Source organism: Streptomyces sp. NPDC026417, assembly GCF_055567695.1.
The window spans coordinates 30,619-50,585 of the sequence record NZ_JBVHPY010000033.1; the positions used below are offsets into that span (position 1 = coordinate 30,619).

General features: G+C 73.8%; 18 protein-coding genes. 10 read left to right on the top strand and 8 right to left on the bottom strand.

Annotated features, from left to right (window positions below):
* The first annotated feature begins 341 nt into the window (after positions 1–341).
* The 3 genes from groL to ACZ4NT_RS34930 all read left to right on the top strand — a co-directional run bounded on the left by groL (position 342) and on the right by ACZ4NT_RS34930 (position 4,417).
* Positions 342–1,967 (top strand): chaperonin GroEL, encoded by a 1,626-nt coding sequence (gene groL / locus ACZ4NT_RS34920; RefSeq protein ID WP_121402244.1) that lies wholly within the window; start codon positions 342–344, stop codon positions 1,965–1,967.
* A gap of 174 nt (positions 1,968–2,141) precedes the next feature.
* The gene (locus ACZ4NT_RS34925) at positions 2,142–3,323 is read left to right on the top strand and encodes an NADH:flavin oxidoreductase (RefSeq protein ID WP_121402245.1); all 1,182 of its coding nucleotides are present in this window, start codon (positions 2,142–2,144) and stop codon (positions 3,321–3,323) included.
* A 140-nt stretch (positions 3,324–3,463) separates the two neighbouring features.
* Positions 3,464–4,417 carry a preprotein translocase subunit SecD gene (locus ACZ4NT_RS34930; protein ID WP_467729182.1) on the top strand — a complete coding sequence of 318 codons (954 nt, stop codon included), beginning with the start codon at positions 3,464–3,466 and terminating at the stop codon, positions 4,415–4,417.
* A 33-nt stretch (positions 4,418–4,450) separates the two neighbouring features.
* On the opposite strand, the gene ACZ4NT_RS34935 is transcribed toward ACZ4NT_RS34930, so the two are convergent.
* The 4 genes from ACZ4NT_RS34935 to ACZ4NT_RS34950 all read right to left on the bottom strand — a co-directional run bounded on the left by ACZ4NT_RS34935 (position 4,451) and on the right by ACZ4NT_RS34950 (position 8,777).
* On the bottom strand, positions 4,451–5,038 hold the full coding sequence (locus tag ACZ4NT_RS34935) for a hypothetical protein (protein ID WP_121402246.1): 588 nt from the start codon (positions 5,036–5,038) through the stop codon (positions 4,451–4,453).
* Positions 5,039–5,118: 80 nt separating this feature from the next.
* The gene (locus ACZ4NT_RS34940; RefSeq protein ID WP_467729184.1) at positions 5,119–6,546 is read right to left on the bottom strand and encodes a PTS transporter subunit EIIC; all 1,428 of its coding nucleotides are present in this window, start codon (positions 6,544–6,546) and stop codon (positions 5,119–5,121) included.
* Positions 6,547–6,760: 214 nt separating this feature from the next.
* A complete protein-coding gene (gene murQ / locus ACZ4NT_RS34945; protein ID WP_121402248.1) occupies positions 6,761–7,732 on the bottom strand; it encodes an N-acetylmuramic acid 6-phosphate etherase in 972 nt (323 codons plus the stop codon).
* A gap of 121 nt (positions 7,733–7,853) precedes the next feature.
* A complete protein-coding gene (locus tag ACZ4NT_RS34950) occupies positions 7,854–8,777 on the bottom strand; it encodes a MurR/RpiR family transcriptional regulator (RefSeq protein ID WP_467729187.1) in 924 nt (307 codons plus the stop codon).
* A 55-nt stretch (positions 8,778–8,832) separates the two neighbouring features.
* Here ACZ4NT_RS34950 and ACZ4NT_RS34955 point away from each other — a divergent pair, with 55 nt between their 5' ends.
* Both ACZ4NT_RS34955 and ACZ4NT_RS34960 read left to right on the top strand, forming a co-directional pair.
* A complete protein-coding gene (locus tag ACZ4NT_RS34955; RefSeq protein WP_121402250.1) occupies positions 8,833–9,216 on the top strand; it encodes a hypothetical protein in 384 nt (127 codons plus the stop codon).
* Entirely contained in the window at positions 9,213–9,485 is a 273-nt protein-coding gene (locus ACZ4NT_RS34960) for a DUF4031 domain-containing protein (RefSeq protein ID WP_467729189.1), read from the top strand. Before ACZ4NT_RS34955 ends, ACZ4NT_RS34960 begins: the two co-directional genes overlap by 4 nt.
* A gap of 78 nt (positions 9,486–9,563) precedes the next feature.
* Here ACZ4NT_RS34960 and ACZ4NT_RS34965 read toward each other — a convergent pair whose 3' ends face one another.
* Both ACZ4NT_RS34965 and ACZ4NT_RS34970 read right to left on the bottom strand, forming a co-directional pair.
* On the bottom strand, positions 9,564–10,772 hold the full coding sequence (locus ACZ4NT_RS34965) for a Cmx/CmrA family chloramphenicol efflux MFS transporter (RefSeq protein ID WP_121404662.1): 1,209 nt from the start codon (positions 10,770–10,772) through the stop codon (positions 9,564–9,566).
* Positions 10,773–10,828: 56 nt separating this feature from the next.
* On the bottom strand, positions 10,829–11,629 hold the full coding sequence (locus ACZ4NT_RS34970; protein WP_467729191.1) for an HD domain-containing protein: 801 nt from the start codon (positions 11,627–11,629) through the stop codon (positions 10,829–10,831).
* Positions 11,630–11,776: 147 nt separating this feature from the next.
* Between ACZ4NT_RS34970 and ACZ4NT_RS34975 the strand changes: the two genes are divergently transcribed.
* Complete coding sequence (locus tag ACZ4NT_RS34975; protein WP_121402252.1) at positions 11,777–12,475, top strand: copper homeostasis protein CutC; 699 nt, start codon at positions 11,777–11,779, stop codon at positions 12,473–12,475.
* Between the two features lie 241 nt (positions 12,476–12,716).
* Positions 12,717–13,940: a hypothetical protein gene (locus tag ACZ4NT_RS34980; RefSeq protein ID WP_121404663.1), complete on the top strand. Its 1,224-nt coding sequence runs from the start codon at positions 12,717–12,719 to the stop codon at positions 13,938–13,940.
* Between the two features lie 42 nt (positions 13,941–13,982).
* Here the strand turns inward: ACZ4NT_RS34980 and ACZ4NT_RS34985 are convergent, their stop codons facing one another.
* Positions 13,983–16,022, bottom strand: coding sequence for an ATP-binding domain-containing protein (locus ACZ4NT_RS34985; RefSeq protein ID WP_121402253.1), 2,040 nt, complete (start codon positions 16,020–16,022; stop codon positions 13,983–13,985).
* A 314-nt stretch (positions 16,023–16,336) separates the two neighbouring features.
* Here ACZ4NT_RS34985 and ACZ4NT_RS34990 point away from each other — a divergent pair, with 314 nt between their 5' ends.
* From ACZ4NT_RS34990 to ACZ4NT_RS35000, 3 genes are all read left to right on the top strand, one after another.
* On the top strand, positions 16,337–16,519 hold the full coding sequence (locus ACZ4NT_RS34990) for a hypothetical protein (RefSeq protein ID WP_121402254.1): 183 nt from the start codon (positions 16,337–16,339) through the stop codon (positions 16,517–16,519).
* A gap of 89 nt (positions 16,520–16,608) precedes the next feature.
* The gene (locus ACZ4NT_RS34995; RefSeq protein WP_467729195.1) at positions 16,609–17,907 is read left to right on the top strand and encodes a glycosyltransferase 87 family protein; all 1,299 of its coding nucleotides are present in this window, start codon (positions 16,609–16,611) and stop codon (positions 17,905–17,907) included.
* Positions 17,840–18,235 carry a hypothetical protein gene (locus ACZ4NT_RS35000; RefSeq protein WP_467729197.1) on the top strand — a complete coding sequence of 132 codons (396 nt, stop codon included), beginning with the start codon at positions 17,840–17,842 and terminating at the stop codon, positions 18,233–18,235. Before ACZ4NT_RS34995 ends, ACZ4NT_RS35000 begins: the two co-directional genes overlap by 68 nt.
* 6 nt (positions 18,236–18,241) lie before the next feature.
* Here the strand turns inward: ACZ4NT_RS35000 and ACZ4NT_RS35005 are convergent, their stop codons facing one another.
* Positions 18,242–19,885 carry a DNA repair helicase XPB gene (locus ACZ4NT_RS35005; protein ID WP_121402255.1) on the bottom strand — a complete coding sequence of 548 codons (1,644 nt, stop codon included), beginning with the start codon at positions 19,883–19,885 and terminating at the stop codon, positions 18,242–18,244.
* Positions 19,886–19,967 lie beyond the last annotated feature (82 nt).

Sequence of the window (19,967 nt, forward strand, 5' to 3'; positions counted from 1 at the left end):
CTCCCCCCCCCCTCCCCCCCCCCCCCCTCCACTCCCCCCCCCCCTCCCCCCCCCCCCCCCCCCCCCCCCCCCCCCCCCCCCCCCCCCCCCCCCCCCCCCCCCCCCGGCGGGGGCCGCGCGCCCCCTCGAAGGGGCTCGCTATGGGGGAGCACCTTGCACTCTCGGGGGGCGAGTGCTAATCATTGGCGTTAGCACTCTGAAGGTGAGAGTGACAACGAAGGACCGGGTCGGTGAGGCCCGCAGGCCATGTGGGGCAAGGAACCACGAGGCAGGCAGGCCGTCCGTCGCGGGCGCCAGCGCGGTCCGGAGCAATCCACCCCAGTCCGGGAGGACCACTTCACATGGCCAAGATCATCGCGTTCGACGAGGAGGCACGGCGCGGTCTCGAGCGCGGGATGAACCAGCTCGCCGACGCCGTCAAGGTCACCCTTGGTCCCAAGGGTCGCAACGTCGTCCTCGAGAAGAAGTGGGGCGCCCCCACGATCACCAACGATGGTGTTTCCATCGCCAAGGAGATCGAGCTCGAGGACCCGTACGAGAAGATCGGCGCCGAGCTGGTCAAGGAAGTCGCGAAGAAGACGGACGACGTCGCCGGTGACGGCACGACGACCGCGACCGTCCTGGCCCAGGCGCTGGTCCGCGAGGGCCTGCGCAACGTCGCCGCCGGCGCCAACCCGATGGCTCTGAAGCGCGGTATCGAGAAGGCCGTCGAGGCCGTCTCCGGTGCCCTGCTGGAGCAGGCGAAGGATGTCGAGACCAAGGAGCAGATCGCTTCGACGGCCTCCATCTCCGCCGCCGACACCCAGATCGGCGAGCTCATCGCCGAGGCGATGGACAAGGTCGGCAAGGAAGGCGTCATCACCGTCGAGGAGTCCCAGACCTTCGGTCTGGAGCTGGAGCTCACCGAGGGTATGCGCTTCGACAAGGGCTACATCTCGGCGTACTTCGCCACCGACATGGAGCGTATGGAGGCCGTCCTCGACGACCCGTACATCCTGATCGCCAACTCGAAGATCGCCAACGTCAAGGACCTGCTCCCGCTCCTGGAGAAGGTCATGCAGTCGGGCAAGCCGCTGCTGATCATCGCCGAGGACGTCGAGGGCGAGGCCCTGTCGACCCTGGTCGTCAACAAGATCCGTGGCACCTTCAAGTCCGTCGCCGTCAAGGCCCCGGGCTTCGGTGACCGCCGCAAGGCCATGCTCGGCGACATCGCCATCCTCACGGGCGGCGAGGTCATCTCCGAGGAGGTCGGCCTCAAGCTGGAGAACGCGGGCATCGACCTGCTCGGCCGTGCCCGCAAGGTCGTCATCACCAAGGACGAGACCACGATCGTCGACGGCGCCGGCTCCGCCGACCAGGTCGCCGGCCGGGTCAACCAGATCCGCGCCGAGATCGAGAACTCCGACTCGGACTACGACCGCGAGAAGCTCCAGGAGCGCCTGGCGAAGCTGGCCGGCGGCGTGGCCGTCATCAAGGCCGGTGCCGCCACCGAGGTCGAGCTCAAGGAGCGCAAGCACCGCATCGAGGACGCCGTTCGCAACGCGAAGGCGGCCGTCGAGGAGGGCATCGTCGCCGGTGGTGGCGTGGCCCTGCTGCAGGCCTCCTCGGTCTTCGAGAAGCTCGAGCTCTCGGGTGACGAGGCGACCGGCGCCAACGCCGTGAAGCTCGCCCTGGAGGCTCCGCTCAAGCAGATCGCCGTCAACGGTGGTCTCGAGGGTGGCGTCATCGTCGAGAAGGTCCGCAACCTGCCCGTCGGCCACGGCCTGAACGCCGCGACCGGTGAGTACGTGGACATGATCGCCGAGGGCATCATCGACCCGGCGAAGGTCACGCGCTCTGCCCTGCAGAACGCCGCCTCCATCGCCGCGCTGTTCCTCACCACCGAGGCCGTCATCGCCGACAAGCCGGAGAAGGCCGCCGCCGGCGGCGCTCCGGGCGGCATGCCGGGCGGTGACATGGACTTCTGATCCCTTCCGGATCAGGCTCGTCCTTTCCGAGGGCGGCACCCCTTCCCGGGGGTGCCGCCCTCGGGCGTTACGCGGGGGGACGGGCCGGGCGTGCCGTGGCCGGGATCACACCGGGACCGGACCGGGATGCGGAATGCGGTGCCCGACGGAGTCGTTGACCCGGGGAGTGGGTCGATGCACGTGCACATACCCACCGGAATCTTCCGTCCTTCCGCCTTCCCGAGGAGCCCCCACGTGACAGCCGACGCCGCGTCCCGCGCAGCCGAGATCCTTTCCCGTCCCGTGTCCGTGAACGGTCTCACCGTTCCGAACCGGATCGTGATGGCACCGATGACCCGGCAGTTCTCGCCGGGCGGTGTTCCCGGTGAGGACGTGGTCGGCTACTACGCCCGGCGGGCCGCCGCGGGCGTCGGTCTCATCGTGACCGAGGGCACCTACGTCGGCCACGAGTCCGCGGGGCAGAGCGACAGCGTGCCGCGCTTCCACGGCGAGGAGCAGCTGGCCGGATGGCAGAAGGTCGCCGACGCCGTGCACGCGGCCGGCGGCACGATCGTGCCGCAGCTGTGGCACATCGGCATGGTGCGCCGGGCGGGCGAGCCCCCCTTCGCGGACGCCCCGGCGGTCGGCCCCTCCGGCATCCACACCGAGGGCGCCGAGGCCAAGGGCCGGGCCATGACCCAGCAGGACATCGACGACGTCGTCGAGGCGTTCGCCAAGGCCGCCGCGGAGGCCGAGCGCATCGGCTTCGACGGCGTCGAGCTGCACGGCGCCCACGGCTACCTGCTCGACCAGTTCCTGTGGTCCGGCACCAACCGGCGCACCGACGGGTACGGCGGGGACCCGGTGGCCCGTACGAAGTTCTCGGCGGAGATCGTCGCCGCGGTCCGCGCCGCCGTCTCGCCCGAGTTCCCCGTCCTCTTCCGCTACTCGCAGTGGAAGCAGCAGGCCTACGACGCCCGCCTCGCCGAGACCCCGGAGGAGCTGGAGGCCATCCTCGCCCCGCTCGCCGCGGCCGGAGTGGACGCCTTCCACGCCTCCACCCGCCGCTACTGGGTGCCCGAGTTCGACGGCTCCGAGCTCAACCTCGCCGGCTGGACGAAGAAGCTGACCGGCAAGCCCGCCATCAGCGTCGGGTCGGTCGGCCTGGACGGCGAGTTCCTCAAGGCGTTCCAGGGCGAGGGCTCCTCGGTCCGGGGCATCGACGACCTCCTCGACCGCCTGGAGCGCGACGAGTTCGACCTCGTCGCCATCGGCCGGGCGCTGCTGCAGGACCCGGAGTGGGCCGCGAAGGTCCTCGCCGGGCGCTTCGACGAGCTGAAGCCGTACGACGCGGCGGCGCTGGCCCGCCTCAGCTGAGCCGGACACCCCGCGCCGGGGTGTGAACCGAAGCGGCACCTCTTCCGCCAAGAGGTGCCGCTTTCGCATGCTTTTCCGACACCTGCCGGTACCGGGCTCCGCGGTGCTGCCACTCTGGGGTGCCCGGCCCGGAGGAAGCCATGGACGACGACGCGACGGCGGCGGCACCCGGCGCCCCGGCCGCGGCAGGGTGGCGCGCCGGCAGGCGGGCGCGCGGTGCGCGCGCGGTGGGGTGTGTGGTGGCCCTGCTCCTCTCGGCCGGTGCGGTGGGGGCGTGCGGCGGCTCCCCGGCCGAGGACGAGCGGGCCGGCGGAACGGGCGGCAGGACCGGCACGGGAGCGCGTACGCCCGGCGCCACGGCCGGGACGGGTACGCCGGACTCCCGGACGCGTGCCCCGGAGCCGGAGGCCGGGTCGCGGCGCACCGTCGTGGTGTTCACGCCCGACGCACCGCAGAGCCCCCGGACGCTGGAGCGGACCGCGGAGCTCATGCGGCAGCGGGCCGCGGCGCTGGGGATGCGGGGCGTCCGCGTGGAGGTCGACGGCGGGGACATCACCGCGACGGGCAGGGTGCCCGCCGCCGAGCGCCTCACCCGGCTCGGGGAACCGGCGCGGCTGGAGTTCAGGCCGGTCCGGGGTGTGCGGACGGTGGCGGCGGCGGAGTGCCGGGTGGTGGCGGACGCCCCGGCCGACGGGCCGCTCACCGCGTGCGGGAAGGACGAGCCCCGCGAGGAGTACACCCTGGGGCCGGTCGACGTACCCGGCACGGAGGTGTCCGACGCGGCTGCGCGGCCCGACGAGCAGAGTGGGGCGTGGACCGTGCTGCTGGAGTTCACCGCCGCGGGCTCCCGGGACTTCGCCGAGGTCACCGGGCGTCTGGCGCAGAACGCCCCGCCGGCCAACCGCTTCGCGATCGTGCTCGACGGGAAGGTGCTGTCCGCCCCGAGCGTCGCCCAGGCGCTCACCGGAGGAGAGGCGCAGATCTCCGGCGGTCTCACCCGGGAGTCGGCGACCGAACTGGCCGCGCTGATCGACGCGGGGGCGCTGCCGGTCCCGCTGTCGACGGCCGGTGTGACCCGGCTGAGGGAGGAGTGAGCCGGGCCGAGAGGCCCCGGCCGGGTCCGCCGGTCAGAGATGTCCCATGGGCTCGATGTCGATCTTGACCGGGGTGCCCCAGATGCGCAGGACCTCGTAGTCGGTGAACTCGTGGACCAGGCGGTAGGCCATGCCGGGGCGGGGGGCTCTGCGCTCGGCGGCGAGGTAGCGCTCGGCCTCGTGGCGGTCGCGGCGGGGCGTGCCGCAGAGCTGCCACGCCTGGCCGTTCCACACCTCCGGAAGCCAGCGCTGCTGGGGCTGGGGGCGGTCACCGCGGACGCCGTAGCGGGACTGCGTGCGGTCCGGGGAGTCCTCGGGTCCGGCGGGGCGGCCGGGCCCGTACGCGCCGTTCACCTCGGTGCGGCGGGCGGCGCGGCGCCGCGTCTCGCAGAGCAGGCACAGGTCGGTGGCGCCCTCGTCGACGGGTCCGGTCGGGTGCTCGGAGCAGCGCGTGGTCGGCACCGCCGTGGTGACCGTCTCGTCGAGCAGGTCGAGGGCCCGCTTCAGGTCGGCCTTGACCTCGTGCAGTTTGGCGTCGGGACTGTCGGTGCCCAGGGCGTCGCCGTGCTCGCCCAACAGCCGCAGGGCGCGGCCCAGAGCTGTCAGCTGTGCGTGGTTCATGGGCGTGCGGTGTCCCTCCCGGGGCGGAGTGCTGTCCTAGGCAGAATCGCACACGTCACCGACCCGGCGGCCCGGACCGGTCATCGTGGGGGCTGCGCGGTGTCCGCCGCCGCCCGGGCGGGCGGTCCGCCGGCCGTGAGGCCGAAGAAGTAGGTCGCGCCGAAACCGACCAGATAGCCGGTGAGCAGGCCGCCCCCGTAGATCGCGGCGGTCGGGGCCAGGCCCTGGCTGCCGGACAGCAGCGGGAAGAGGGCCCAGCCCGAGGGGCCGATGGCCGTCGAGCCGACCGTGTCGCCGAGCATCGAGAAGAAGCCGACGAAGGCACCGCCCGCAGCGCCGCCCGCGCAGGCCGTCACGAAGGGCCGCCCGAGGGGGAGCGAGACGCCGTAGATGAGCGGCTCGCCGACGCCGAGGAGTCCCGCCGGGAGCGCCGACCTGATGGTCGTCCGCAGCGAGTGGTCGTGCCGCAGCCGGACGTAGACGGCGAGGGCCGCGCCGACCTGGCCCGCGCCCGCCATCGCCAGGATCGGGAGGAGGACGGTGTAGCCCTGCTGCTCGATGAGGGTGGTGTGGATCGGGATCAGCGCCTGGTGCAGCCCCAGCATCACCAGCGGGAGGAACAGGCCGCCCAGGACCAGTCCGGCGAAGGCTCCGGTGTGGCGGAGGAGCCAGTCGGCGGCCGTGCCGATCGCCGAGGAGACCTCGCCGGCCGCGTACATCAGGCCGTAGAGGGTGGCGAGCCCGGCCACGAGCACGGTGACGGCCGGGGTCAGCAGGACGTCGAGGGCGTCGGGGACCCGGCCGCGGCACCACTTCTCGACGTACGTCGCCAGGAGGGCCGCCGCCAGCGCGCCGAGGACTCCGCCCTGGCCGGGGGAGAGCGTGGTCCCGAAGACCGTCACCTCGGCCACCGACGGGTGGACGACGATCGCCGCGACCGCGGCCCCGAGGATCGGGGTGCCGCCGAACTCCTTCGCCGTGTTGTAGCCCACGAAGACGGCGATCAGCGCCATGAAGCCGGAGGCGACGGCGGTGAGGGCGGGGGTGAGGGAGGCGAGCAGGCCGAGGTTGACCAGCAGGCCGTTGACGCCGGCGATGATGCCGCAGCCGATCAGGGCCGGGATCAGCGGGACGAAGATGTCGGCGACGCGGCGCAGGAGGAGTTTGAGCGGGGTCGCATTGCGTTCGCGCCGGGCCGCCCTCAGCGCCGCTCCCCGCTCCTGCAGGGCCCGCGCGGTGCCCGGCCCGCCCGCGGCCACCAGCGCCTCGAACTCCGGGGCGACCCGGCCGACCACGCCCGGCCCGAGGACGATCTGGCAGGTGTCGTCGTCCACTACGCCCAGCACGGCGGGCAGCGCGCGGAGCTCGTCCTCGCGCACCCGTGTCCGGTCCCGCAGCCGCAGGCGCAGACGGGTCATGCAGTGGGCCACGGAGACGACGTTCGCCGCACCTCCGACGAGGGGCAGGATCGCGGCGGCGGTGGCGCGGGGGGTGGCTTCAGTGCTCATGCGGGGCCTTGCTGTGCGGGAGGGGCGACGCCTGACGCCCATCGTGCCGCCGGGCACCGCCCCCGCCCGCACGGCGCGCGGGCGGACCGTACGACACTCGCCTGGTCCGGGCGGCGCGGGGGCGGGCCCCACGGCACCCGCCTGGGCCCGGGCGGCGCGCGGGCGGGCCCCACGACACCCGCCCGGCCCCGGGCGGACCCCCGGTGACACCCCTCTAGTCGCGGGCGGCGCTCAGAGCGGTGCGCAGGTGGCCGTCGCTGGTGGCGAGGAGGTGCGCGGCCGTCGGGCCGTCGACCTCGCCCAGGATCGTGAGGATCGCGGTCTTGACCTCGCCGTCCGTGGCGGCGAGGGCCGCCTCGATCTCCTCGTCCGAGGCGCCGGTCGCCAGCGCGACGATGCGACGGGAGCGGGCCCGGAGCTTCTCGTTCGAGGCCCGCACGTCGACCATCAGGTTCCCGTACGTCTTGCCGAGCCGGATCATCGTGATCGTCGAGAGCATGTTGAGGACGAGTTTCTGGGCCGTGCCCGCCTTGAGGCGGGTCGAGCCGGTCAGCAGCTCGGGGCCGACCACGACCTCGATGCCGTGGTCCGCGGCGGCCGCCAGCGCGCTGTCCGCGTTGCAGGACAGGCCCACCGTCAACGCGCCCCGCGCACGGGCGTGTTCGACCGCTCCGACGGCGTACGGCGTGCGCCCGGAGGCCGAGACGCCGACCACGGTGTCGTCAGCGGTCAGGGCGAGGGCCTCCAGGTCGGCGGCGGCCAGCTCCCGGGAGTCCTCCGCGCCCTCGATCGAGGTGACCATCGCGCTCGGACCGCCCGCGATCAGGCCGACGACCTGGGAGGGGTCGGTGTTGAAGGTGGGCGGGCACTCGGACGCGTCCAGCACGCCCAGCCGTCCCGCGGTGCCGGCGCCCGCGTAGACGAGACGGCCGCCGCGGGCCATCCGCTCCGCGATGGCGTCGATCGCGGCGGCGATGAGCGGCAGCCGGGCGGCCACCGCGGCCGGCACGGAGGTGTCCTCCCCGTTCATCAGACGGGCGATCTCGACCGTCGGCAGCCGGTCGATCTCGGACAGCTCGGGACGGAACGCTTCGGTGGTGAGGGTCTCCAACTCGGTCCGCAGACCGCGGTAGTTGTCGTCCCGGGGGTCGCGCTGCTGAGAGGAGGCGTCGGCGGTGGAGGTCATGTGGAGCGGCTCTTTCCGGTGCTTTCCGCGCGTACGGGTCGGGCGTACGCGCGTTCCGTGGATGCGTCGTCGGAGCGGTGGCGGACGGACGGGGACGTGAGGCGCACGGCGCTCTTGCGGGTCAGCGGCGGGAGCCGCGCGGGCTGTGGCGGTGCGCCAGCGCCTCGTAGGAGGCGGACAGGGCGGGCGCCGCGGTCTCGTACGTCCGCTGGGCGACCCCCACGAACAGGCAGTCCACGACGAGCAGCTGGCTCGTACGGGACGACATCGCCGCCGGCCGCAGCTCGCTCTCGCGGGCCGTCGACGTGGTGAGGATGTGGTCCGCGTACTGCGTGACGGGGCCGTCCGGGCGGCCGGTGATCGCGACCGTCGTCGCCCCGTGCTCGAAGGCGACCCGCAGCGGTTCGATGACGTCCCCGGTCGAGCCGGAGTGCGTGATGGCTATCGCCACGTCCTTGGCGCGCAGCTGCACCGCGTTGGTGACGGCGAGGTGCGGGTCGCTGTGCGGGTGGGCTATGAGTCCGATGCGCAGCAGCTTCTGGGCGAGGTCCTGGGCGACCAGGCCGGACGCGCCGACGCCGTAGATGTCGACGCGGCGGGCGGTGGCGAGGGCCGTGACCGCGGCGCCCAGCTGGACCGTGTCGAGCCCGGCCGCGGTGTCGGCGAGGGTCTGCTGCTCGTCGTAGGCGAGTTTGGCGACGACGTCGGCGATCGGGTCGTCGACGGCGATGTCCGCGGTGACGGCGGGCGCCCTTCCCGACTGCTGCTGAGCGGCGAGCCCGGCCAGGGCGAGGCGCAGGTCGCGGTAGCCCGGGTAGCCGAGGAGGCGGGCGGTGCGGACCACCGTCGCCTCGCTGGTGCCGGTGAGTTCGGCGAGGCCGGTGACGGTGAGCGCCGCGCAGCCGGCCGGGTCGCCGGCGACGGCCTCGGCGACGCGCTGCATGGAGCGGGTCATCGACGGAGCCAGCGTGCGCACCTTGGCCGCGAGGGCGGCGGGGGCGGGCGGCGCCTCGCCGGCGAAAATTTCCTTCACGTCATGGGTCACCTATGAAAGATATTTTCCGTTGGGGCATACGGTCAAGGGTGCGCACAATGGGTGCATGGACCCCATCAGCCCCCTGGAACAGGCGTTGCACGCCGCGCGCGCCCTGGTGCTCGCCGACCTGGTCGCGGGCGAGGTGGCCGAGGCGGACGTGGTGTCCCTCGTCGAGGAGTCGGTGGCGCAGCGCCGCTGGTGGGTCGAGCAGTGGCCGGAGGGCGCCGGCTATGTGGCCGGCCTGGTCGCCCAGGACGTCCAGGACGCCCTGCTGGAGCGGTACGGCCGGTGGCCGCTGTGCCCGGTCTGCGGCTCGGGCGACCCGCACGCGCTCGACGTCGAGCCCGAGTTGGGGCCCGACCCGCACTGGGTCTGCCACAAGGCAGGGGTGCGGGTCGCCTCGGTGGGTTCGCTGGCCCCCGCCGTCGGCGGGAACGGCCCGTCGTGACGGTGTACATAGACCCGCCCGCCTGGCCCGGGCACGGGCGGCTCTGGTCCCATCTGGTCAGCGACGTGTCCTACGACGAACTGCACCTGTTCGCCGAGGGGCTGGGTGTGCCGCGGCGCGCCTTCGAGCGGGACCACTACGACATCCCCTCGCACCGGTACCCGGACGCGGTGCGGGCGGGCGCGGTGGAGGTCAGCAGCCGCGAGGTGGTCCGGCTGCTGCACGGCGCCGGACTGCGCCGGCCCAAGAGGTGGTCGGGCGCCCGCTGACCTGCCGGGACGCCGCCTCGCGTGCGGGGACCCGGCCCGGCCTCGGGCCAGGGGCCGGGTTCGGTCCCGGAGCCGGGTTCAGACCTCGGTGCGGACCGGCCGGGCCGCCGCGCCCGTGCCCGCCACCACGCGCGAGGTCCGGGTACGGCGGTGCAGCCGCAGCGAGACGACCGCCACCGCGATCCCCGTCACCGTCAGCGCCGCTCCCGCCAGGGCCGTCGAGGCGTAGCCGAAGCCCGCGTCGATGACCGTGCCGCCGAGCCAGGGCCCGCCGGTGTTGCCGAGGTTGAAGGCGGCCGTGGTGGTGGCGCCGGCCAGGGTGGGAGCGGCGCTCGCGACGTCGAACATGCGGGCGTTCAGGGCCGGGGCGGTGGAGAAGCAGGTGACGCCGAGGACGAAGGAGAGGACGACCGCGGCGACCGCGTACTGCCCGAACAGGGCGAGGGCGACCAGCACGACCGTCGAGGCCGTGATGCCGCTGACCAGCACCCCGAAGAGGTGAGCGTCGGCGAAGCGCCCGCCGATCGTCGTGCCGATCAGGGCGCCGACGCCGAACAGCGCCAGCACGGTCGGCACCCAGCCGTCGTCGAGACCCGCCACGTCCGTGAGGAGCGGGGCGAGGTAGCTGAACGCGCAGAAGACGCCGCCCGCGGCGAGCGCGGTGACGGCGACGGACAGCAGGACCTGGGGGTCGCGGTAGATGCGCAGTTCCCGCTTGAGCTGCGGCTTCTCGTCCGGCAGCGGGATGCGCGGGATGAGGGTGGCGACCCCGGCCAGGGCGATCGCGGAGGCCGCGCCGACGGCCCAGAAGGCCGACCGCCAGCCCAGGTGCTCACCGAGGAAGGCGCCGGCCGGGACCCCGAGGACGTTCGCGATCGACAGTCCGCCGATCATCACGGCCAGCGCGCGGGCGCGGGCGTTCACCGGAACCGTCGCCACGGCCACCGCCGCGCCCACCGCCCAGAAACCGGCGCACGCCAGCGCGCTCACTATCCGGGACGCGAACAGCACCCCGTACGTCGGGGCGAGCGCACCCGCGACCTGGCCGAGGCCGAAGACGGTGATCAGCGCGAGGAGGGTGGTGCGGCGGGGCAGCCGCAGCGTGGCCACCGCCAGCAGCGGCGCGCCCACGACCATGCCGATCGCGAACGCCGAGATCAGCAGTCCCGCCTGCGGGATCGTGACGCCCATGTCCTCGGCGATGGGCGGGAGCAGCCCGGAGAGCATGAACTCGCTCGTGCCGAGTGCGAACACGGAGAGCCCGAGGATGTAGACGGCGAGGGGCATGCGGGGGCGATCGGCGGGTGCGGGCATGTCAGGGTGCAACGACCGGGGGCGGGAGCTCATTCCCCTCCGGGGGCGCCCGCGCCGGGATCCGGCGCCGCGGAGCCCGCCCGGGAGCCGGGTCCGGTGTCCCCGCCGGTGAGCGCCGCCAGCTCCCGCCGGAGGTTCTCGCGGGCCCGCTCCTCCCACGCGCGTTCCCCGTAGGGCGTGCGGAACAGCCGTGGCAGGTCCAGGAGTTGGCGCAGGACCGCCGCCCGGCCCGCGCGGAAGGCGTCCGGCGGGACGAAGGCGTACTCCTCGCGCACGGCGGCCGCGTAGGCGGCGTACGCCTCCGGGGACGCGGCCAGGACCGCCAGGTCGGCGTCGCACAGGACGGCGCCGTTCGCGTCCTCGGCGCCGGCGTCGTGGCCGGCGGTGAGGCGGACGAGCCGGGCCACCTCGGCGGTGCGGGACGCGTCGACGCCCAGCTCCGGCAGGGCGCGTTCGGCGAGCCGGGCGGAGCGCTCCTCGTTCGTCGACCGGTCGGGCAGGTAGACCGCGTCGTGGAACCACGCGGCCAGCCGCACCACGGCCGGATCGTCGGCGTACTCCGCGAGGACGTCGATCCGCTCCAGGACCGCGACGAGGTGATCGGTGGTGTGGTACCGCCGCTGCGGTTCGGCCCAGCGGCCGAGGAGGTTCTCGGCGTAGGGCCGGGGGGAGGGCTCCGCCGCGCGCTCGCCCGGGGGCGCGGCCCCGGTGTCCGTGCGGGCCGCCGCGACCGCCTCCGTCCAGCGCCGCGCCAGGTCCTCGTACGCGGGGTGCCGTCCGGCCGCCGCCGTGTCCGCGGGCCGCCGCACCCCGGTCTCTTCCTCTGCCATGCCGCTCATTGTCCCCGGAGTCCGCCGCGGCCGTCCCGGGCCGCCTCCGCCGGGCCCGCCGCGCGCGCGGCCTTCTCGCGGGCGGACGCGCCACGGGCGTAGTCTTGGATTGGACTAGACCTGTAGCCGCCCAAGGGAAGAGGTCCTATGAGCAAGCGTGCGGTCCTGGAGGTGATCGCCCTCGACGTCGAGGACGCCGTCGCCGCCCAGGCTGGAGGCGCCGACCGCCTCGAACTGGTCACCGACATGGCCGCCGACGGGCTCACCCCCGCGGTGGAGACGTTCGCCGGGATCCGCGCCGCCGTCGACATCTCGCTCCGTGTGATGCTGCGGCTGGCGGACGGCTTCGCGGCCGGCGGCGCCGACGGGACCGCCGCGCTCGTACGGACCGCCCGCGAGATGCGGGCCGCCGGTGCCGAGGAGTTCGTCCTCGGCTTCCTCGACGAGCACGGCGGCCCCGACCTGGCCGTGGTGGAGCGGCTGGCGGCCGAGCTGCACGGGTGCCGGTGGACGTTCCACCGGGCGATCGACCGGGCGGCCGACCGGGACGCCCTGCGCAAGCAACTCGCGGACCTGCCCGGCCTCGACGCCTATCTGACGGCCGGCTCGGCCGACGGGGTCGACGACGGACTGCCCACGCTCCGCGCCGAGGCGGCCCGGCGCGGCGACCCCGGCTACGAGCCGCAGATCCTCGTCGGCGGTGGTCTGCGCCTCGACCACGTCCCCGCCCTGCGCGCCGCCGGCGTCGACGCCTTCCACATCGGGGGAGCGGCCCGGCCCGGCGGCTGGACCGCCCCGGTCGCCGCGCAGGCGGTACGGGAGTGGCGGGCGGCGCTGGACGCGTAGGCCGCCGTCCGGGATCCGTGCCCCGCCCCCGGCTCCCCGGACGGCCCGCCTGCCGGTGTGTCACGGATCCATATCCGACCCGTAGTTGTTGTGTGCGGACGGCGCCCCCCGGGCCCGGTCCGGCGCATCGTGCGTGCATAGTGAAGGCGCCCCCAGATGAGCCGGGGCATGACAAGCACGTAGGGAAGCGCCGGACGCGCGGGAGAGCGCGGACGCGCAGCACACAGGGGGACAGGGCTCCATGCCATCCATACGCAGCCGCTCGCTCGCGGCCGCCGCGGCCGTGATCGCCGCGGTCATGGTCACCACCACGGCCTGTGACGGCACGAAGGACGACGGGGCGGCCCCGCGCTCCTCGTCGTCCCCGACCGCGGACACCGGCACCGACGACGGCGGTTCCGGCTCGCTCGGCGGGTACAAGCTGCCGGCCGGCGTGCCCACCGACCTCAGCGGCGACGCACTCGCGAAGTGGCGGGAGGGCGGCTGGAAGGACTTCAGCGACTGGAAGTCCGACGCGGAGGACTTCGCCAACCCGTACATCGAGGACTTCTGGACGCCCGAGCGCATCGAGCGCGCCAAGAGCTCGATGCCCGGGATCGTGGAGGCGGGCAACAGCAGCTCGGGCGGCGGCGGCACCACCAAGGCGTACATGCCCGACGGCAAGGTGAAGCGGTATCAGGCCACCAAGGTGAAGCCGGCGTACCACCGCTACGCGCCGCCGGTGGGCAAGCTGTTCTTCACCACGCCGGAGGGCAGCGCGGTGTGCTCCGCCGCGGTGGTCACCGACCCGGCCCACCCGGGCAGGTCCAACCTCGTCTGGACCGCGGGCCACTGCGTGCATGCGGGCAAGGGCGGCGGCTGGTACCGCAACATCGCCTTCGACCCGTCCTTCAACGACAGCGGCACGCTGAACATCCAGCAGGCGGCCCGCAACTACCGCGCCGCGAACGTCTCGCCGTACGGCATGTACTGGGCGGACTGGGCCACCACCTCCGCTCAGTGGATCGACGGCGGCTCCGGCCACGAGGGCACCTGGGCGTCCACGTACGACTACGCCGTGCTGCACATGAAGCCCGAGAAGGGCGGCAAGTCCCTGGAGGAGCAGGTCGGTTCGGCTCTCCCGGTGTGGTTCGACGCCCCGGCCGCCAACCGGATCACGGACATGGAGGCCCGCGGCTACCCGGCCGAAGCCCCCTACGAGGGCTCGAAGATGTACGACTGCCGGGGCGCGACCAAGCGGTTCGTGCTCGGTACGAGCTACCCGAGCACCCACCCGAGCGAGTACATGCTGGGCTGCACGATGACCGGCGGTGCGTCGGGCGGGCCGTGGTTCACCACCCACAAGGGGCGGGCCCACCTGGTGTCCAACACCTCGCTGAGCGACCGCAGCACCATGGTGACCGGCCCGCGGCTGGGCAGGAACGCCCGGCAGGTGTACCTGGCCACCAGCCGGAAGTTCAAGTAACTCCCGGCCGGTTGCCGCCGGTTGCCGCCGGTTGCCGCCGGTTCAGCCGAGCTGGGCCGGCAGCGGTGCCGCGTGCGTCACGATCAGACCGGAGACCGCACGGGTCAGCGCCACGTACAGGCGGCGCAGACCCGTGCGTTCGTCCGGCTCCCCGTCGACCACGGCCTGCGGCTCGTCCAGGACCACGTGGTCGTACTCCAGGCCCTTGGCGAGCGAGGCGGGCACGAGGGTGAGCCGGGTGTCCGGGGTCGTCTCCTCGCCCGGCTCCAGGCAGGTGATCCCGGCCGCCGCCAGCGCCTCGGCCAGCGCCGGGACGCGCGCGTCGGCGGCGATCAGCCCGATGGAACCCTCGCTGCGCAACGCGTCGGCGCAGGCGGCGACCACGTCGGCGTCGCCGGAGACCGCGCGCACCTCGAAGGCCCCCGGGTTCTCCCGCACCGACGCCACGGGGGTCAGCCCGGGCGCGATGTACGGCAGCAGCCGGGACGCGTACGTGATGACGTCGGCCGGCACACGGAAGCCCGCCGTCAGCTCCTCGACGACGGCCTCGCTCTTGCCCAGGTGCGCCAGCGCCTCCGCCCAGCTCCGCGTCGCCCAGGGCGTCGTCCCCTGCGCCAGGTCGCCCAGCACGGTCGCCGAACCGGTGGTGCAGCGCCGCCCCACCGCCCGGTACTGCATCGGTGACAGGTCCTGCGCCTCGTCGAGCACCACGTGCCCCAGCGAGTGCGTGCGCCGGACGAGGTCGGTCGCCTCGTCGATCAGCACGGCGTCCGCGGCCGACCACTTGGCGCTCTTCGCACTGCGCACCGGCTTCGCCCAGAGGATCGCCTTCTGCTCGTCCTCGTCGAGGAGCCCCCCGGCGTGCTCGGCGAGGAAGTCCGCGTCGGACAGCAGCCGCAGGACCAGCTTCGCCGGGTCGACCGGCGGCCAGATCGCCTTGACCGCGGCCTTCACGGCGCCGTTGCGGGCGACGGCGTCCTGCACCCGGTCGTCCGGGGCCTCCCCGGAGCGTTCCATCTGGACCAGGACGGCATGCGCGATGCGCTGCGGCAGCGCCTCGCCCGCGGCGCCGTAGCGGATGTCGCGTTCCGTCAACTCGCGGACGATCTGCTCCAGTTCGTACGCCGGTACGCGCCAGCGCCGGGAGCCGCGCACCACCACGACCGGCTCGGTGGGCGGAGTGATGTGCGAGCGGACGGCCCGGCGCAGCACCTCGGCCATCCTGGCGTCGCCCTTGACGACGGCGGCCGCGGCGTCGTCCGTGCCCCGCACCTCGACGTGCGCCACCAGGTCGTCGACCGTGGCCTGCCTGACCTCCAGCTCGCCCAGCGCGGGCAGGACCTGCTCGATGTAGTGCAGGAAGGACCGGTTCGGCCCGATGACCAGCGTGCCGGTACGGGCGAGCCGTTCCCGGTGCGCGTACAGCAGGTACGCGACCCGGTGCAGGCCCACCGCGGTCTTGCCGGTGCCGGGGCCGCCCTGTACGCACACGGAGCCGGAGAGGCCGGCCCGGACGATCTCGTCCTGCTCGGGCTGGATGGTCGCCACGATGTCGCGCATCGGGCCCACGCGGGGCCGCTCGATCTCCTGCTGGAGCAGCTTGCTGGTGGCCGCGGCCTCGGCGGGGTCGGACAGGTGCTCGTCCTCGTACGCCGTGAGGTCGCCGCCCGTGTAACCGAAGCGGCGGCGCAGCGCCACGTCCAGCGGGTCCTTCTTCGAGGCCCGGTAGAACGGCTGGGACACCGGGGCGCGCCAGTCGATGACCATCGGGTCCCCGTCGGCGTCGTGCACGTGCCGGCGCCCGATGTAGAAGCGCTCGCCCTCCGCGCCCTCGGCCCGCTCGGCGCCGGGGGCGTGGAGGTAGTCGAGCCTGCCGAAGAAGAGCGGGGTGTGGCTGAGGTCGGCGAGGGCCTTGATCCGCTCGTCGATCTGGTTCTGCAGGACCGCCGCGTTCACCCAGTTCGCGGTGACGTCCTTGATGTCGAGGGACTCCACGTCCTCCCGCATGGCGCGCAGGGCGGCACGGGAGTCGGCGAGGTGCGTCCGTTCGCGGACGAGGGGGTCGTCGGTGCCTTCGGGCATGGGGGACACGGGTGTTGCCTCCGGGGAACGGGCTGCGTCGCTGACGGTCTGCCGTCCGGTTTCCGTCCGGACGGCGGCACTCCGTGAGGGGAGGCGGGCAAGAGCGGAGATCTTAGGCGAGGGGAGGGGGCGGATGCCAGCGAATATCCGCCGGGCCGGAGCCCGGGGCCCCGACCCCGAGATTCCTCGGGGGTGCCGGACGGCGGGGTCCTTCCCGAGGCGGAGCGGGCGCGGCCCCGGGGTGTACGGAGCGGGCGCCGAGGTTACATCGGAAGACCGACGTATCCGGAGTGTCCGGATCCCATGATGGAAGCATGAGTGCAGCGACCTTCACCCACCATCCCGTACCGCCGCCCGGTGCGACCGCCCTGGACGGCGACCGCCCCCGGCACCTCCTCGGCGACGCCCTGCGCGCCGTCAAGGTCTTCGTGACCGCCGCCGTCCGTGTCGTCCTCCTCGGCGAGTACGGCGAGGAAGCGGGCGTCCGGCGCCGCTGATCCCGGGAGCCGGGGCCCGCCCGTCCCGAGCGGGGCCGGTCCGTGAGCCGTGGCCGCGGTAGGCCGGCCGCGGACACTAGGGTCCGTGCGTGACCCGACGGAACGTGATCCCGCGAACACCCTCCGCGTCCCTCGCCGGGGCGATCGCCCTGCTCGTCCTCTCCCTGGCCGCCTTCGTCGCGCTGTGCGTCCTCCAGCGCGCGCCCATGGCCGACGCGTTCGTCTACCGGGCCGAGGGTGCGGCCGTCGCCGCCGGCCGCGACCCGTACGGCTTCACGGTCACCGAGTGGCGGCTGCCCGCCACGTACCCGCCGTTCGCGGCGATCCTCTTCGTGCCGACGGCCTGGCTGCCGCCGACGGTCCTCAAGGCGGTCTTCGTCGCCGGCAACACCGCGTTGCTGGCCCTGCTCGTCCGGCTCTCGTGCCGCTTCGCCGGGCTGCCCGCCGGCGCCTCCCCGGTCTGCGCCGCCACCGCCGTGGCCCTCTGGCTCGAACCCGTCTTCCAGACCGTGCTCTTCGGGCAGATCAACCTCGCGCTCGCCTGCCTGGTCCTGTGGGACCTGGGCCGGCCGCCGGGCGCCCGGGGCAGGGGCGTCGCCACCGGGATCGCGGCCGGTGTGAAGCTGACACCCGCCCTGTTCGTGGTGTACCTCCTGCTCAGGCGGCGCACCGCCGGGCGGACCCCGGACGGGCTCACCGCCCTGGCGTCCTTCCTGGGTACCGTCCTGTCCGGCGCGCTCGTGCTGCCCGCCGCGAGCGCCGACTTCTGGACCCGCCGCCTCTTCGAGACCGGCCGGGTCGGCAAGGCGTGGATCGTCGACAACCAGTCGCTGCAAGGGCTCGTCGCGCGGGCCCTCGGCGACCCCTCGCCGGGCGCCGTCTGGGTGCCGGTGGCGGTGGCGGCCGGGTGCGCCGGCCTCGGACTCGCCCGCCGTACCGGCGACGCCCGCCTCGGTGTCCTCCTGACCGCCTGCACCGCGCTGCTCGTCTCACCGGTCAGCTGGTCCCACCACTGGGTGTGGTGCGTGCCGCTGCTGGCGTACCTGCTCGCCGAGGGCCGGACGGGCCTCGCCGCGCTGACCGCGTCCGTGTTCACCGCCCGCACCCTGTGGCTGGTGCCGCACCGGGGCGACCTGGACCTGCGGCTGCCCTGGTGGCAGCAGCCGCTCGCCTCGCCCTACCCCCTGCTGGCGGCGGCCCTGGGGGCGGCGGCCTGGGTCGCCCTGCGCCGGAACCCGGCGGGAAGTGAGTACGCCGACCCGCCCCCGCTGAGTATCCGGGCCGGTGCGCCGGCCCGGCGCCGGGCGGTGAACTGTCCGCATGACGACACCGCACCCCGCCTTCCCGCCGACCGCCGGGCAGCCGGCGAACACGTCCACGGCGGATGAGCCGCACCGCACGGCCTGGGTGGCGCCGCTCGTGGCGTCCGTGCTCCTGCTGCTGCTCGGCCCGGCCGCGCTCTTCCTCGGCGGCATCTCCGCGATGGCGACGGACAGCTGCGGCCCCGACCACTGCTCCCCGGCCCTCATGGACACCTTGTCCTGGATCTACGGGATCCTGGCCTACGGCGGCCCCGTCACCCTGGTGTTCCTGGTCCTCGCCTGGGCGCTGCCCTGGAACCGGCGCTGGGCGGGCACCCGCGCCTGGGCCGCCTGCGCGGCACTGCTGCCGCCGGTGACGGTGCTCTTCCTGGTCCTCACCCTGCCCGCGCCCTGAACCGCGTCAGCTGCCCGCCAGCAGCTCGTCCGCGTCGACGATCCGGTACGCGTACCCCTGCTCCGCCAGGAAGCGCTGGCGGTGGGCCGCGAAGTCCTGGTCGATGGTGTCGCGGGCGACCACGGAGTAGAAGTGCGCCTGGTGGCCGTCGGCCTTCGGACGCAGGACGCGGCCGAGGCGCTGCGCCTCCTCCTGCCGGGAACCGAAGGTGCCCGACACCTGGATGGCGACCGTGGCCTCCGGCAGGTCGATCGAGAAGTTCGCGACCTTCGACACGACCAGCACGCTGATCTCGCCCTGCCGGAACGACTCGAAGAGCTTCTCGCGCTGCGCGTTGGACGTCTCGCCCTTGATGACGGGTGCGTCCAGGTGCTCGCCCAGCTCGTCGAGCTGGTCGATGTACTGGCCGATGACGAGGATCTGCTGCCCGGCGAACTTGCGGACGAGCGCCTCCGTGACCTTCCGCTTGGTCGCGGTGGTCGCGCAGAACCGGTACTTCTCCTCGGTCTCCGCCGTGGCGTACGCGAGCCGCTCGGAGTCGGTCAGGTTGACCCGCACCTCCACGCAGTCGGCGGGCGCGATGTACCCCTGCGCCTCGATCTCCTTCCACGGGGCGTCGAACCGCTTGGGCCCGATCAGCGAGAAGACGTCCGACTCCCGGCCGTCCTCCCGGACCAGCGTCGCGGTCAGCCCGAGCCGGCGGCGCGCCTGCAGGTCGGCGGTGAACTTGAAGACGGGCGCGGGCAGCAGGTGCACCTCGTCGTAGACGATGAGTCCCCAGTCGCGGGAGTCGAAGAGCTCCAGATGCGGGTAGACGCCCTTCCGCCGGGTCGTCAGCACCTGGTACGTCGCGATGGTGACCGGCCGGATCTCCTTCTTCGTCCCGCTGTACTCGCCGATCTCGTCCTCGGTCAGCGACGTCCGCTTCACCAGCTCGTGCTTCCACTGGCGCGCGGAGACGGTGTTGGTGACCAGGATGAGGGTGGTGGCCTTGGCCTGGGCCATGGATCCGGCTCCGACCAGGGTCTTCCCGGCCCCGCAGGGCAGCACGACCACGCCCGAGCCGCCGTGCCAGAAATTCTCCACGGCCTGCTTCTGGTAGGGGCGCAGGGCCCAGCCGTCCTCGGCCAGCTCGATCGGGTGCGCCTCGCCGTCGACGTATCCGGCGAGGTCCTCGGCAGGCCAGCCCAGCTTCAGCAGCGTCTGCTTGATCTGCCCGCGCTCGGAGGGGTGCACGGCGACGGTGTCGGGGTCGAGCCGGGCACCGACGAGCGGAGCGACCCGCTTGGACCGCAGGATCTCCTCCAGCACCGGCCGGTCGGTGGTCGTCAGGACCAGTCCGTGCGCCGGGTGCTTGCTGAGCGTCAGCCGCCCGTAGCGGTCCATCGTCTCGGCGATGTCGACGAGCAGCGCGTGCGGCACGGGATAGCGGCTGTACTGCACGAGCGCGTCCACGACCTGCTCGGCGTCATGGCCGGCGGCGCGCGCGTTCCAGAGCCCGAGCGGGGTCAGCCGGTAGGTGTGGATGTGCTCGGGGGCCCGCTCCAGCTCCGCGAACGGCGCGATCGCCCGGCGGCATTCGTCCGCCCGCTCGTGGTCGACCTCGAGGAGCAGGGTCTTGTCCGACTGGACGATGAGGGGTCCGTTCACGCGAGTGCCCTTTCCGGTCCCGGCCCGCATCCGACGCGTGCGGCCAAACGTCCAGTGTGCCGTACGGGCGGGCGATCACGTC

What these genes read in the sequence shown, in the direction of transcription:
- groL (WP_121402244.1), top strand. Translation starts at nt 342, where the DNA reads ATGGCCAAGATCATCGCGTTCGACGAGGAGGCACGGCGCGGTCTCGAG.
- ACZ4NT_RS34925 (WP_121402245.1), top strand. Translation starts at nt 2,142, where the DNA reads ATGCACGTGCACATACCCACCGGAATCTTCCGTCCTTCCGCCTTCCCG.
- ACZ4NT_RS34930 (WP_467729182.1), top strand. Translation starts at nt 3,464, where the DNA reads ATGGACGACGACGCGACGGCGGCGGCACCCGGCGCCCCGGCCGCGGCA.
- ACZ4NT_RS34935 (WP_121402246.1), bottom strand. Translation starts at nt 5,038, where the DNA reads ATGAACCACGCACAGCTGACAGCTCTGGGCCGCGCCCTGCGGCTGTTG.
- ACZ4NT_RS34940 (WP_467729184.1), bottom strand. Translation starts at nt 6,546, where the DNA reads ATGAGCACTGAAGCCACCCCCCGCGCCACCGCCGCCGCGATCCTGCCC.
- murQ (WP_121402248.1), bottom strand. Translation starts at nt 7,732, where the DNA reads ATGACCTCCACCGCCGACGCCTCCTCTCAGCAGCGCGACCCCCGGGAC.
- ACZ4NT_RS34955 (WP_121402250.1), top strand. Translation starts at nt 8,833, where the DNA reads ATGGACCCCATCAGCCCCCTGGAACAGGCGTTGCACGCCGCGCGCGCC.
- ACZ4NT_RS34965 (WP_121404662.1), bottom strand. Translation starts at nt 10,772, where the DNA reads ATGCCCCTCGCCGTCTACATCCTCGGGCTCTCCGTGTTCGCACTCGGC.
- ACZ4NT_RS34970 (WP_467729191.1), bottom strand. Translation starts at nt 11,629, where the DNA reads ATGGCAGAGGAAGAGACCGGGGTGCGGCGGCCCGCGGACACGGCGGCG.
- ACZ4NT_RS34975 (WP_121402252.1), top strand. Translation starts at nt 11,777, where the DNA reads ATGAGCAAGCGTGCGGTCCTGGAGGTGATCGCCCTCGACGTCGAGGAC.
- ACZ4NT_RS34980 (WP_121404663.1), top strand. Translation starts at nt 12,717, where the DNA reads ATGCCATCCATACGCAGCCGCTCGCTCGCGGCCGCCGCGGCCGTGATC.
- ACZ4NT_RS34985 (WP_121402253.1), bottom strand. Translation starts at nt 16,022, where the DNA reads ATGCCCGAAGGCACCGACGACCCCCTCGTCCGCGAACGGACGCACCTC.
- ACZ4NT_RS34990 (WP_121402254.1), top strand. Translation starts at nt 16,337, where the DNA reads ATGAGTGCAGCGACCTTCACCCACCATCCCGTACCGCCGCCCGGTGCG.
- ACZ4NT_RS35000 (WP_467729197.1), top strand. Translation starts at nt 17,840, where the DNA reads ATGACGACACCGCACCCCGCCTTCCCGCCGACCGCCGGGCAGCCGGCG.